This is a genomic window from Gordonia sp. (in: high G+C Gram-positive bacteria) (assembly GCF_049647785.1).
GTDB lineage: Bacteria > Actinomycetota > Actinomycetes > Mycobacteriales > Mycobacteriaceae > Gordonia.
In genome coordinates this window covers 87,446-102,587 of record NZ_JBARYI010000094.1, presented here as the reverse complement: position 1 = coordinate 102,587, position 15,142 = coordinate 87,446, and the positions used below count along the sequence as shown (strand labels likewise).

Genomic DNA, 15,142 nt, shown 5'->3' with positions numbered 1-15,142 from the left:
CGATTCGGAGATCCGAGTCCGGGACGTCTTCGAGTCGACGACCGTCCGCGAACTTGCCGCACTGCTCGATGGCACCGGCGAACACGACCGCGCGCGCCATCGGCTGCGAGCTGTCGTCCCACGCCCGGATGTATTGCCATTGACCTTCGCCCAGCAGCGGATGTGGTTCATAAACCAATTCGACACGACATCGAGCGCGTACAACATCCCGATCCTGCTGGCGCTCACCGGCGATCTTGACGAGGTGGCAATCGCCGGGGCCGTTGCCGATGTGGTCCGCAGGCACGAGGTCCTGCGAACTGTGTTTGTCGCCGACCCCGACGGGACGCCTCGGCAAGTCATCTCGCCCGTTGAACAGGTCGATCACCGACTTGCCTGGACGGTTACTGGTGACCCCGGGGAATTTCGACGGTTGCTGACTCTCGGCTTCGATGTCTCTGATGAGTGGCCGATACGAGCGGCCCTGCTCCGTGATGATTCTCTGACAGGCGAACGCGATTACACGCTCGCGATTGTGGTTCACCATATCGCCAGCGACGGTGAATCGCTGGGTCCGTTGATCGAAGCGCTCCTTGCCTCTTATGAAGCGCGTTCACGAGGGCAGTCTTCGATGCTGCAGCCAATGACTTTGCAAGTGGCCGACTATGCACTGTGGCAGCGGGAGACCCTCGGAACGGTTACCGATCCTGAATCGGTCGTCGGCAGGCAGTTGGCGTACTGGACACAGCAACTCAAGGGGCTACCCGCCGCCATCGCGCTACCCACCGACAGGCCGCGACCCGCGACTATAGATCCGCGCGGTGACGACTACGTATTCGCCATCGATGCCGAACTCGCTGCGGCGATTGAGCAGTTGGCTCGCGAGCATGGGATTACCGAGTTCATGGTGGTGCACGCCGCACTGAGCATTCTCGTGGCTCGATTGTCAGGTGAAACCGACATCGCAGTTGGTGCCGCAGTGGCCGGTCGCGGAGCCGCGGCAGTGGACCAGTTGATCGGAATGTTTGTCAACACAGTGGTCTTGCGCACACGGATTGATCCCAACGAGCCGTCGGCAAGTCTCCTTCGGTCAATTCGTGATGTCGACGTGGCAGCGTTCTCACAAGCCGATGTGCCGTTCGAAGAACTAGTCGATGTCTTGGCACCGGCGCGCAATCTTTCGATACCTCCGCTATTCCAAGTCGGGCTCACCTACCAGGCGAGCAACGGCAGTCGCGGTGCTGCCCTGGAGGCGCTGGAACTTGCCGACGTCACCGTGACCCCTCTCGATCCGCCCGACAAGACCGCCAAGGTCGATCTGTCACTCGGCTGGTCGCGGTCCCAACGTGCCGATGGCACATCGGATGTCACCGGCCTCTTCAACTACGCGACAGCCCTATTCGACGAGCAAACCGTCGCCTCATTCGCAGCGAGACTCGTCGTGATCTTGCGGGCCATCGTTGATCAGCCCACCCTTGCGGTCGGTGACATTAACCTCGCGATTGCCTCGGATCCGTTGCCGGTGCTCGGGAACGTCGCGATGTCGGCGCACCCCGAGACGGTGATCGAGTTGCTTGATCGGCGGCACCTCGACCTTGAATCGGTGGCGCTCCAATGCGAAGGCACCACCCTGACATACCGGGAGTTCGAAGCCCGGACCAACCAACTCGCACGGGAGTTGATTACGCGCGGTGCGGGGCCGGGACGAGTGATCGCACTCGGAATCAGTCGCAGCGTCGAATCAGTCTTGGCAGTGTGGTCCGTGGTGAAGACTGGTGCTGCTTACTTACCTGTTGATCCGGCGCTGGCCGACGATCGCGTCATGCACATGCTGCGCGATGCCGGTACCGACTTCGGCCTGACAACCGAAGCGGATCTGCCGCGACTCAATGTCGGCGAGTGGATTTCCATCGACGGCACCGAACTCGCCCAGCGATTGCCCGATCTGTCATCGGCGCCTTTGACCGCTGCTGATCGCCTGGGTGAGCCGACGCTCGATGACATTGCTTACTTGATCTATACATCCGGTTCTACTGGACTGCCCAAAGCCGTGGCGGTGTCGCACCGAGGCATTGCGAACGTTGTTGCAGCACAAACGGAAGTATTTGGTACGAAGCCTGACGGTCGGGTCCTGCACGTCGCGTCCCCGAGTTTTGATGCGGCGTTCTTCGAAATGATCTGGGCCTACGCGCGCGGTGCGGCGCTGATCGTCTCGCCAGCTTCGGTCTACGGCGGCGAAGATCTCGCGCGGGTCATCGCCGATGGAGCGGTGACCGAACTGGTGCTGACGCCGACGGTGTTGGCGACCATGGATCCCGACAGTTTGCCGTCGTTGCGTACCGTGACGGTGGCAGGTGAAGCATGTCCTCCAGAGCTCGCAGCTCGATGGTCGACTGGACATCGGATGGTTAACCTCTACGGACCGTCGGAGACAACGGTCTGGGCTACCGCGGGCCCAGTGCGCCGCGACGAAACGGTCACCATTGGCAGCCCGATCTCCGGCGTCACCGCAACCGTCCTCGACGCCAGACTCCATGCGGTACCTGTCGGGGTCGTCGGCGAGTTGTACCTTGCCGGTGATCAGCTTGCGCTGGGTTATCTGCACCGCAGTGGATTGACCGCGAGCAGATTTGTGGCAGCGCCACAGGGCGGGCCTGGCACCCGGATGTATGCCACCGGTGACCTCGTTCGTCGAACGAACACCGGTGATCTCGAATATGTGGGGCGCGCCGACTTCCAGGTAAAGATCAACGGACAGCGCGTAGAACTGGGGGAGATCGACGCGGCACTCACGGCGCAGGTAACTGTGAGCCAGGCGGTGACGGTTGATCGCCGATCTGCTGCCGGTCGAACGCTCCTCGTCAGTTACGTTGTGCCTGCGGCTGGCGAAAGTGTCGACACCGACGAACTCCTCGTCGCACTCAAACGCCGACTCCCGGGTTACATGGTGCCGTCGACAGTCGTCACACTTGAGGCATTGCCTACGACCACCCTCGGCAAGCTTGATCGGGACGGTCTCCCTGAACCGGTGGCTATTGAGACGACGAGCTTGGCGGTGGAACCAACCAACGAAACTGAGGCATCGATTGCCCGAGTCTTCGCCGGAGTTCTCGGGCAAGCCCGCGTCGGGGTAACCGACTCCTTCTTCACCATGGGCGGTGACTCGATTGCTTCGATCCAACTCGCATCGGCATTGCGGGCAGCAGGCCATCGGCTGAGCCCTCGCGACATCTTTGAGAACCCGACCGTCCGCGGCCTGGCGAGGTTAGCCGTCGACAGTGCAGTTGTGCTCGACGAGTACGCAGGTGGCGGCAAGGGCTTAGTGGCGCAGTTGCCGCCGATGGTCCGATGGATGATTGAGCGATCAGACAGTCCAGAAGACTTCGCCGATTTTTCGCAGGCCGTTGTACTGAATTTGCCTCCGGCCTTGACTGCCGATACTTTGCGTGCCCTGTTGGGTGAGCTCGCCGCAGTGCATCCCATGTTGGCCGCGACATTGGTCGAGCGCGACGGCGCGTGGGAACTAGTCGCCGGGAACGCCAGCGAGCCGCCGCATGTTCAGATCGACGACATTCGGATCGCTGACCGGCCGGAGAGTTGGAGTCGGGCGCTGTCTGACGCGCACCGTCGGGCGCTTAGGCACCTCGATCCGAGCACCGGGGTGGTCGTATCGGCCGTTGGCACCCGAAGCGATGCTGGTTCGGGGCGAATTGTCGTCGCAGTCCATCACATAGCGGTCGACATCGTCTCCTGGCAGACGATCCTGGGTGACCTAGCGACAGCTTGGGCTCAGCACTCGAGTGGCGAGCGGATTGACCTCGTAGCGGAGGGTACCTCCTTCCGGCGGTGGGCCGGTGTCCTTGGGGAGTGGGCCCAAGCTGCTGGCGACCAGGAGGAGTACTGGCGCAGCCAGTTGCCCGGCGAGCATTCAGTCCGCATTTTGGCAGGAAGTTTCGACCGCACTCGCGATCGTGAGTCGACCGTCGAATCGGTCGCCACGCTTGTGCCTGCCACCCTGACTGAACAGACACTCGGTGACGTGGTGGATGCATTCGGCGGGAGCGTTGAGGACCTGCTTGTGGCGAGCCTCGCCTCGGCTGTGCACCGACTGCACGGAGTTGTCGGGCAATCCTCGGTAAGCCTGCTGCTTGAAGGTCATGGCCGACAGGAACACCTGGTGCCCGGTGCCGACATCAGTCGCACCGTTGGTTGGTTTACGACGCTGGAACCGCTAGCAGTCGCGGTGTCGTCCGACCCTATCCGCACCGTGAAGGCCACGCGCGAGGCACGAGCGGCCCAACCCGACGGCGGCATAGCGTTTGGGCCGTTGCGATACCTTGGCGGAGAATCGAGCATCGCGACTTACCCGCTACCCGAAATTGGATTCAACTTCTCGGGTATCGGAACATCGACCGTCACGGGCGAGACGGGAGATTCGACGAAGGCGACACAGATCTATCCGATCGGTGGAGGTCCGGTCTTCCCGTCGACCAGAGGTGGCGCGATGGTGGCGCTCAACCCGGTCTCAATCAACGTCTCCGTGCAGCATTCCGAAGCTGGCCGGCAGTTCGACCTACACCTTGCAGCGCCCGCCGCAGTGCTCGATCGAACTGCGCTGTCGGAGTTGTCCGTAGCCTGGCAGGAGGAGTTGGCTCGGATCGCCGAACGCGTTGCTGACGTAGACGGTCGAGTTGGTCCCAGTCCGATGGATGTTCCGGGCGAGGATCTTGGACAGGACGAGATCGACGAGATTCTGCGGCGGTACCCAGATACGTCGCTGTGGCCATTGTCGCCACTGCAGCGCGGTCTGTTCTTCCAGTCCGAGATTGTTGGGGATGACACCGACGTTTATGTAACTCAGGCTGTGCTGCACTTGGCTGGAGCCGTCGACGAGTCGCGACTGGAGCGTGCGCTCAACGCGGTCGTCAACCGAAACGCAGCCCTGCGAGCGGCCTTTGTTCGCACCTCATCCGGTACTCCGGTGAGCGTGATCGCCGATCGACTCGACATCGGACTCGTGGTGGAGGACGTTCGCGAATCCACGGAACCGAACTCGGCTTTGACAGCATTGGTCGCCGACGAGAGGCATCGACGGTTTGATGTCGCGTCAGCTCCGCTGATTCGATTCATGTTGGTCCGTTTGCCAGGCAATGACGCCCGATTGGTGGTCACAAACCATCACTTGATTCTCGATGGCTGGTCCGGTCCCTTGCTACTGGGGGAGATTTACTCGGCGTATGGCACCGAGGATGCTCCAGCGGTCACAGCCGACGGCTACCACGACTTCCTGACCTGGCTGGGGCAGGCCGATCGAGAGGCTGACCTCAAGGCTTGGACCACTGCCTTGGCAGGCGTCGAAGGGCCGACTCTCGTTGGCACGGGCGAGGTGAATTCACCTGCTGAAGAATCGCGCGAGATCCGGGCGGAATTGGACGAGGTGACCGGGGCGAGGCTGCACGAGGTGGGCCGCACACTCGGCGTTACGACGTCGACCCTGCTGCAATTGGGGTGGGCGATCCTGCTCTCGCGCTTGACTGGATCCGAGACAGTCGTGTTCGGCGAAACGGTCTCGGGTCGTCCCGCCGAGATCGCCAGTGCGGCGACGACCATCGGCCTCTTCATTAATACTTTGCCCTCACCGGTGACGGTCAGGAAGGACACCACGGTCAGGGATGCGGCGATCGCATTGCAGAGTGCAAAGACCGGGTTGCTCGGGCACCAGCATGTCGGTTTGGCTTCGATTTTCGAAGCGACCGGGCATCCATCGCTCTTCGACACATTGTTCGTATACGAGTCGTACCCACTCAATCCCGCGCAGTTCGCGAGCACCGAGAATGGGCACGGCGACGGTCTCCAGATCACCGGCCTGGACGCCGCAGACGCGACACACTACCCGCTGACCCTATCCACGGCACCCCATCCCGGGGACGGCCAAGCGATCTCCCTGACCCTGAAGTACCTCTCCGGACAGATCGCGCCAGCACGTGCGCGATCGCTGTCGGAAACTCTCGTCCGGATACTGACCGTCATCGGTGACGCCCCGGAATGTCTGATTGGTGAGATTGCCCTGATCGACCCGGCAGAGGCAGAAATCTCCGGGCTCCTTCCTGCAACCAGTGGTCCCGCATCTGATCCGATTGTGCTCGCCGACATGTTTAGTGCAGCGGCCACCCGGGCGCCGGAGCGGATCGCGGTTCTCGACGGATCGGGACGTACACTCACCTACCGAGGACTTGACGAAGCATCGAATCGCCTTGCGCGCTGGCTTATCGAGCAAGGTGTTGGGGTGGAACGGCCCGTGGCGTTGGCGATCGGTCGATCGGTGCAGTTGCTTACCGCAATTTGGGCCGTGGCGAAGACCGGCGCGCCCTATGTTCCAATTGACCCCGACTACCCGGCCGAGCGGGTGGCGGCCATGGTGGAAGACTCTGGCTCAATCCTCGGGCTGACGGATACTTCAGCGGGTGAATTTCCGTCAAACGGCTTCGAATGGGCGTGCATTGATGACGCCGCGGTCCGGGCCGCAATTGAGCAGCGCGCGGCCGGACCGTTGCAACCGGACGAGTTGCCCGCGCCATTCGGTTCCGCGAATCTGGCATACATCATCTACACCTCGGGTTCGACGGGCCGCCCCAAGGGCGTCGCGGTGTCGCATTCGGGTTTGGCGAACTTTGCGCACCAGGAAGCGCTGCGACTCCAGGCCAGCGACGGAACGGTCGTGCTTGGATTCGCGTCCCCGAGTTTCGATGCGTCAGTGCTGGAGTACCTGCTGGCAACGGTAGCCGCAGGCACATTGGCGTACCGACCCGTCGAAGCGGTCGGCGGGCCCGCCTTGGAACGGTTCATCTCCGACTACCAGATCACGCATACTTTCCTGACGCCGTCGGTCCTAGCAACGATGGACCCAACGCGGGTGCCATCCTTGGTATCGATCGGTGCGGGAGGCGAGGCTGTTCCGCAGTCGCTCGCCGACCGCTGGGCAGCGCATACTGAATTGCGCGATTTATACGGTCCTACGGAGACGACGATTGCCGTTACGATTGGCACCGCAATGCAGGTCGGAGAGCCGGTAACGCTCGGTGGGCCGATCGCCGGTGTGAGTCTAAAGGTGCTTGACGATCGACTGAATCCGGTGCCCGCCGGTATTCCCGGCGAACTCTATGTGTCGGGGCCAGCGCTCTCGCGCGGTTACCTTGACCGTCACGCCTTGACCGCTGAACGTTTCGTCGCCAACCTGCACGGGACACCCGGCAGTCGGATGTACCGCACCGGAGATGTCGTGCGGTGGACAGTGACCCCGGCGGGTGCGCTCAGTCTCGAATACTCGGGCCGGTCGGATGAACAAGTCAAGCTCCGCGGACTCCGCATCGAACTCGGCGAGATTGAGAATCTCTTCGCCGAGCACCCGGCCGTTCGGAGCGCGGTGGTGGTCGGTGTCGGCGGTTCGATCGCCACCGCATTGGCGGCGTACGTCGTCCTCATTAACGACGGGCCATCCGACCACTCGGCCATTGTCGAGGATCTGCGGAGATTCGCGAGTATTCGCCTCCCGGCTCACATGGTGCCGTCGTCCGTCACAGTCTTGCCGGAACTCCCGCTGACACCTGTCGGAAAGCTGGACAAGAGGGCGCTCCCGGCACCGGAACTTCCGGCGACGGAATACCGAGCGCCGCAGGAGGGCACCGAACGAGTCATCGCTGATGTCGCAGCGGAAGTGCTCGATCTCGATCCCTCGTTGATTTCCGCCGATGCTGGATTCTTCGAACTTGGTGGTGACTCATTGTCCGCTGCCAGATTCGCGGCGAGACTCGCCGACCGAATCGGAATTGTCGTGTCCGTGCGAGACGTCTTCGAAGCAGCAACCGTGAGCCAGTTGGCTCACCGACTGTCAGCGAACGAGGCCAGAGATGCATTGCCGCCGGTCGTGGCTGAAGCGGTCAGGCCTGACCGAATTCCGTTGTCGTTCGCACAGCAGCGGATGTGGTTTATTAATCAGCTTGACCCGGCAAGCGGTACCTACAACGTTCCGACGGCGCTCCGAGTCACGGGCCCGTTGCAGCTGGAGGTGCTTCGCGAGGCGCTGGTAGACGTTATTGGACGGCACGAGGTGTTGCGGACCAGATTCCCGGCAGCGGGAGGAACCCCGTACCAACTGGTCGATGCCATCAGTGATGTTGGCCAGCGGTTCGACTGGGCAGTCGTAGACTCTGAGAGCGAGATTGAAGCAGCCTCGATTCGTGGATTCCGGCTCGCAGAGGACTGGCCGATCCGAGTACGGGTATTCCGCCAGTCGACCGACGATCATGTCGTCGTGATCGTGCTCCATCACATCGCGGCGGACGGTGAATCTATGAGCCCGTTGATCAGCGATCTTGTGACCGCGTACACGGCACGGCGACTGAACCAATTGCCTCGATTCCGGCCGTTGCCGGTGCAGTTTGCTGATTTTGCGATCTGGCAGCACCGAGTCCTGGGAACGCCGGACGATCCGGAATCCGTCGTTGGTCAACAACTCGATTACTGGGTGCGGCAGCTCGAGGGGCTGCCCGACGTCTTGGAAATTCCGGCGGACCGTCGGCGCCCGCAGCAAGCGTCGGGGCGGGGTGCACGTGTTGACTTCACCATTCCGGAAGCGCTCGCCGCACGTGTTCGTGCCGTAGCAGACAAACGAAACCTCACGCCTTTCATGGTGTTGCATGGGGCACTGAGTGTTCTCTTGGCTCGGCTGAGCGGTGAACACGATGTGGCCGTTGGGACCCCGATTGCCGGACGCGGACAAGAAGTCCTGGATCCGTTGGTTGGGATGTTCGTCAACACCTTGGTGCTGCGATCGAAGGTTGACGTGGCGACATCTTTTGCGAACTTGCTGTCGCAGGTGCGGGAGAGCGACGTGGCGGCATTTGCACATTCTGATGTGCCGTTCGAGGCAATTGTGCAAGCAGTCGATCCGGTCCGCAGCCAGGCATTCGCGCCGCTCACGCAGGTCATGCTCGTGGTGACGAATGCTTTGCAGGAGTCGATTGAACCGGTAGAGATCGGCGATATCGGCCTCACCAGGCTGGAGCCGACCGAAGTTCCGGCACAGCGCGATCTGACGTTGAACGTCGAGCTGAGCGCGCAGCAGTGGGCAGGGTCGGTCATCGTCGCGACTGATCTTTTCGATACCGCGACAGCATCGTTGTTTGCCGATCGCTTCGTCCGATTGTTGGATGCCCTAACCGCAGACTTGGATGCGGCAGTGGGCGATGTCGAGATCCGCACGCCGGAAGAACTCCGGGCTCTTGATGCTCGGCCGCTCGCGATCACCGAAACCGTGAACAGCGGATGGACTTTGCCATCGCTGTTCTCGCAGATGGCTGAGCGGCGAACAGACGCAATAGCGGTAACCGCCGGAGCAACGCACCTTACCTACGCCGACATTGACCGGAGATCGGACGCGGTGGCATCATCGCTGACCGCGCGCGGAGTGAAGCCGGGTGATCTGGTTGGTGTCGCAACCTCGCGCAGTGTGGATCTAATGTCGGCGATTATCGGCGTACACAAAGCCGGTGCTGGCTATCTACCGCTCGATTTGGGCAACCCGATTGAGCGGCTTGCCTACATTGTCAGCGACGCGCAGGTGTCGTTGATCATCGTTGATTCGACGACCGCCAATCACGGGTTGTGGGCGCACCTCGATGCGACAGCTACGACCGCCGACGTTAAGTCGCTTATCGATGCGACGGCTAGTGTGTCGCCGATGGTGCCGGTGCCGGCAGATTCACGCGCCTATGTGATCTACACGTCGGGGTCGACCGGCCGCCCTAAAGGCGTGGAGGTGACGCACCGAGATGTCGTCACGCTCATCGACAGTGCCGCACAAGACTTTGACTTCCGGGACTGCGACGTATGGACGATGTTCCATTCGTACGCCTTCGACTTTTCGGTATGGGAGATGTGGGGACCGTTGCTCTCCGGAGGGCGCCTGGTCATCGTGGACCGCGATCTGGCGCGCGACCCGGTGGCGTTCCTGTCTGTGCTCGCCCGTGAACGGGTCACGGTCCTGAGCCAAACGCCATCCGCGTTCTACCAGCTGGCCGAAGCGCGGCGACGTAGTCCCGTCGAACTGGGTCTGCGCTATGTGGTCTTCGGCGGCGAGGCACTGAGCTTCGAGCAGGTTGGTCGCTGGTTCCGGGACAACCCCGGGGACCAAGCGGTACTGGTCAACATGTACGGAATTACCGAAACTACGGTGCATGTCAGTTTCCGTCCCATCGATCCCAGCGCGGTTGGCGCGGGTGATGCTTCGTTTATCGGTCGCCCTCTGTCGTCGTTGGCGATTCACCTCCTCGACGATCGACTCCATCCGGTTCCGGACGGCGTCGTTGGCGAAATGTACGTCAGTGGTGGCCAACTAGCTACCGGATATTTGGGGCAGCCTGGACTATCTTCGACGCGATTCGTTGCCGATCCCTTCGCATCAGATGGTTCGCGCATGTATCGAACCGGTGACCTCGCACGCCGTCGAGGTGCAGACCTGGAGTACCTGCAACGTGGCGATGCGCAGGTACAACTGCGCGGCTTCCGTATCGAGTTCGGAGAGATCGAGGCCGCGCTCCTCGCGGTTGTCCCGCAGGCTACCGCTGCGGCAGTGCGCCTCGCCCACGACCCGGTGATCGGTGATCGCCTGCTCGGCTATGTGATGGTCGATGCGACGACCGTCGTGGACGCGGCCAGCGTCCGGACCGCGCTCGCACTGCAGATCCCCGGCTACATGGTGCCGGACGATGTGATCGCTTTGCCAGCATTGCCACTCACCGCGAACGGCAAGATTGACCGGGCCGCGCTGCCACTGCCAACCGCCGAACTGGGTGAGCACGTTCGGGCGGGTACATCGGACGAGCTCGCCGTGGCAACAGTCTTCGCCGATCTCCTCGGACGAGACGACGTTGGGGTTACCGCGTCGTTCTTCGAGCTCGGCGGCAACTCGCTTCTCGCCGCGCGCCTCTCGGCCCGCGTCGCCGATGCGTTGGGGGTTGAGGTTTCTGTTCGAGATGTCTTTGACGCTCCCAACGTTCGATCACTAGTTGCCGCTGTTCGCGGCCGCGGCCGAGGTCTGGCGGCGGTCGTCGCCGTTGACCCCCGGCCCGCTGTGGTTCCGCTTTCGTTCGCGCAGCAACGGATGTGGTTCATCAATCAGCTCGAGCCAGATTCCGCGGCGTACAACATCCCGCTGGCGGTGAGCATTGCGGGTGAACTTGACATCGAGGCGCTGCAACATGCCGTCGTCGATCTGATCCGTCGCAACGAAATTCTGCGGACGACCTACGCCACTGACGAGCATGGTGCCGGGCATCAGCAGATTCGTCGAGTCGACGAGATCGGTGAGCTACTCGATTTCGCCGAGATCGATGCAATGGATGAATTCCTTGCGTCGGTACATCGCGGATTCGATGTTGGATCCGATCTACCGATCAGGGTGCGGGTGCTGCGTGAACGGTCTGGCGGCTCGTACCTACTGGTTGTAATCCACCACATTGCTGGCGACGGGCAGTCGCTTGCGCCCTTGCTGACCGAGGTGATTTCCGCGTATTCGGCGCGAGCAGCCGGTCAGGAACCCGGGTGGGCGCCCCGAGCGGTCCAATTCGCGGACTACGCGCTATGGCAACACCGCGAGTTCGGCTCGATCGACGACCCCGATTCCCTCGTCAGGAAGCAGTTGGACTACTGGCTCCTGCAACTGAGTGGTCTGCCTGACGTACTTGAGCTGCCATCCGATCGACCACGGCCAGCGGTCGCGAGTATGCGAGGCGCGAGAGTGAAGTTCAGCCTCACCGCAGATGTTGTTCGCCGCGTGAATGATGTCGCGACCGTGCTCGGTGCGACGCCGTTTATGGTGGTCCACGCGGCCCTGGCCGTGGTCCTTGCTCGATTGTCAGCAACGGACGATATCGCGGTGGGCACGCACGTCGGCGGACGCGGACAGGCAGTGCTGGACGACATGATCGGGATGTTCGTGAACACCCTGGTTCTGCGAACCCAAGTCGCCAACTCGACACGGTTCGACGATTTAGTAAGGCAAGTGCGGCAAGTTGATCTCGATGCTTTTGCTCACGCTGACGTGCCGTTCGAGCAGATCGTAGAGCGGCTGAATCCGGTCCGTTCGCAGGCGTTCGCCCCGCTAATGCAAGTGCAGCTCTCGTTCAACCAAGATGGGGCGGGACTCGGTGCCAACGACTCCGCAGAGCTTGAGGTTGCGGGCTTGCAGATATCGTCAATGGACCCGGGCGACCCAGTCGCGCAGGTGGACTTGACTGTCGGGTTGTGGACCGGACCAGAGGGGGCCGAGTGGGAGGGCTCCGTCATCTACGCGGTGGACATGTTCGACGAAGTGACAGCATCGCGCTTCGCGAATCGGCTGGTCACAGTGCTCGACCAACTCACTCTGGATCCGTCCCGGGCAGTCGGTGACGTCGACCTGCGGACCGCAGACGAAAGCTCTGAGACCACCGGTGTCAGCGAGGGATGCACGCGGCCGATAGCCCCATCGGTCTTGCCCGATCTGCTGTACGCGCAAGCGGCCCGAACCCCGGCGGCGTCGGCTTTGGAATTCTCTGGTCGTTCAATTTCGTATTCGGAGTTTGCTGGCGGGGTCAGCTATTTCGCACGACGATTGATTGCCGAGGGGATCGGGCCTGACTCTGCCGTCGCGGTGTGTATGCCGCGATCAGTCGACATGGTGCTGGCGATCCACGCGATCGGTGCGGCTGGCGGCGCCTACGTGCCGATTGATCCGGATGCGCCAACTGAGCGAGTGCAGTACATGCTTGCGACGGCTGGCGCGAATCTGGTCCTCATCTCCGGTGACGGCGCGCTGGCGTCACCGATGGCCGGTATCGGCTCGGACATTGTTGTCCTCACCGTCGACGCCGAACGTGCGATCGCAGCTGGAATTGGGAATTCGGATCCGGTTACCGACCGCGATCGAATCGCGCCGTTGCGCGAAGAAAACGCAGCCTACACGCTGTTTACGTCGGGGTCGACGGGGCGGCCCAAGGGGGTAACACTCAGCCATCGCGCGGTAATCAACCGCCTCTGGTGGGGACTCGATGAATTGCCGATCGATCACACCGATGCGGTCGTGCTGAAAACGCCATACACCTTCGACTGCTCTGTTCCGGAGATATATGCGCCGTTGATGGTTGGCGCACGGATGATCATCGCGGAAGCAGAGGGACACCTCGACCCGCGGTACCTCTGCGATCTAATTGCTGCGACCGGTGCCACGATGGTGCACTTTGTACCGTCAATGCTGTCCGTATTCCTTGAGATCGCCGGTATCGAGAGAATCAGCGCGCTAAAGACGGTGAAATACGTTTCCACCACAGGTGAAGCACTGCCGCCAGCGGTCGCCGCGCAGACGCGCGCGGCTTTCGCGAGCGCCGAACTCTACAACTTGTACGGCCCGACGGAAGCCGCCGTCGAGATTACGTATGCGAAGGTGGAGACCAGTGCGGATGCGGTAACAGTTCCCATTGGTGTGCCCGTGTGGAACTCCACCGCTTATGTGCTTGACGATCGACTCCATCCAGTCGTGCCGGGTGCGCCCGGAGAACTGTACGTCGGTGGAGTTCAACTCGCGCGAGGCTACGCCGCACGCCCGGACCTCACGGCCGAACGCTTCATTGCCGACCCGTTTGGTGGGCCGGGGCAGCGACTTTACCGAACCGGAGACCTCGTCCGGCATGGTGCTGATGGTCAACTCGAGTACCTGGGACGTACTGACTTCCAAGTGAAGCTTCGCGGACAACGAATCGAATTGGGCGAAGTTGAAGCCGCCCTCAGCGGCATGGCTGGCGTCGTCCATGCGGTGACCACTGTGGCTCAGGCCCCCGGTGGAGGTGAACACCTTGTTGCGTATCTATCTGGCACACCGGAGGCGCCGATTGACCTTGCCGCAATTAAGGTCGACCTCGCCCGTGCTCTTCCGGAGTACATGCGGCCCACGGTGTGGATGCTTGTCGACGAGATCAAACTGAATTCTGCAGGAAAGATCGACCGGAAATCCCTTCCAGATGCAGACTTCAGTGGTTCATCCGAGGAGTTCGACGAACCGGACGGTCAAAGAGAATCGGTCATCGCGGAGGCTTTCGCCGCAGTCCTTGGCATCGAGAGGGTCTCGGCGACGTCGAGTTTCTTCAGTCTAGGTGGCAACTCGCTGTCCGCTACGCAGGTGCTTGCTCGGCTGCGTGAGCAGATCGCCCCAGACATTGAGTTGGCGTGGATCTTCGACGAACCCACCGTTCGGGGATTAGCTCGACGAATTGACTCGGGATACAGCGGCAACAACGGGGTCCTGCTCGGCCTTCGTACCGAGGGAAGTCTGGCGCCGCTATTCTGTGTCCATCCGGCTGGCGGATTGGCCTGGTTCTACGGAGGCCTGGCACCGTACCTCGCAGATCGGCCGATATACGGACTGCAAGACCCGGCGGTGGCGGCAGGCGAGGACGAGGTGGAATCGGTGTCCGAGCTCGCCTTGCGCTACGTCGATGAGATCCAACGTGTCCGCCCAAGTGGACCGTACAATCTTCTCGGGTGGTCCCTCGGTGGACTAGTCGCCCATGCCATGGCAGTGGAACTGCAACGCCGCGGCGAGCAAGTTGAGTTCCTGGCGGTCATGGATGCCTCGCCTGTTAGGTCATTGGAGGGCGATTCGGTAGGAGACTCTGCAGGTGCTGGCGACGTTCCGCAAGAGGAAGGCAGCGCAGAGCTCGTCGGTGACCTTCTCGGTGGCTGGCGGGAACTGTTCAACCTCGGTGAGGCAGTCCGCGCTGAGAAGCCCGAAGACGTGGCAGATGTCATTCGAAAGACCATCGTCGGTACGGGCCTGCTCAGCGAGGCCCAGGTGCAACGGGTGATGGATAGCTTCGAACGTTCTGATCGGATGGTTCCGGAGCACCGTGCTGACAGATACACCGGGGCGATGCTGCTGTTCACCGCAATCCGCGACAAGCCAGATGGTGTCGACCTCGTCGAAGACTGGCGGAAGTTTGTTACCGGCTCCATCGTGAACGTTGACGTTGACACGCACCATCTGGGTATGGCGAATCCCGAAGCCCTTGAGATAATAGGCCCGGCAATTGAGGCTGCCCTTGGGGACAGGCTCGAAGCCAGCGGGGCATGA

At 61.8% G+C, this 15,142-nt stretch carries 1 protein-coding gene (only partly in view); it reads left to right on the top strand.

All coding sequences use genetic code 11. The annotated features are described in order from the left end of the window. A protein-coding gene (locus WBA38_RS16950; RefSeq protein ID WP_424323154.1) for a non-ribosomal peptide synthase/polyketide synthase crosses the window boundary here: on the top strand, positions 1 to 15,142 show its 3' end. Its footprint begins 16,379 nt before the window's first position; only the last 15,142 of its 31,521 coding nucleotides appear in the window; its start codon lies off the left edge, out of view; its stop codon occupies positions 15,140 to 15,142.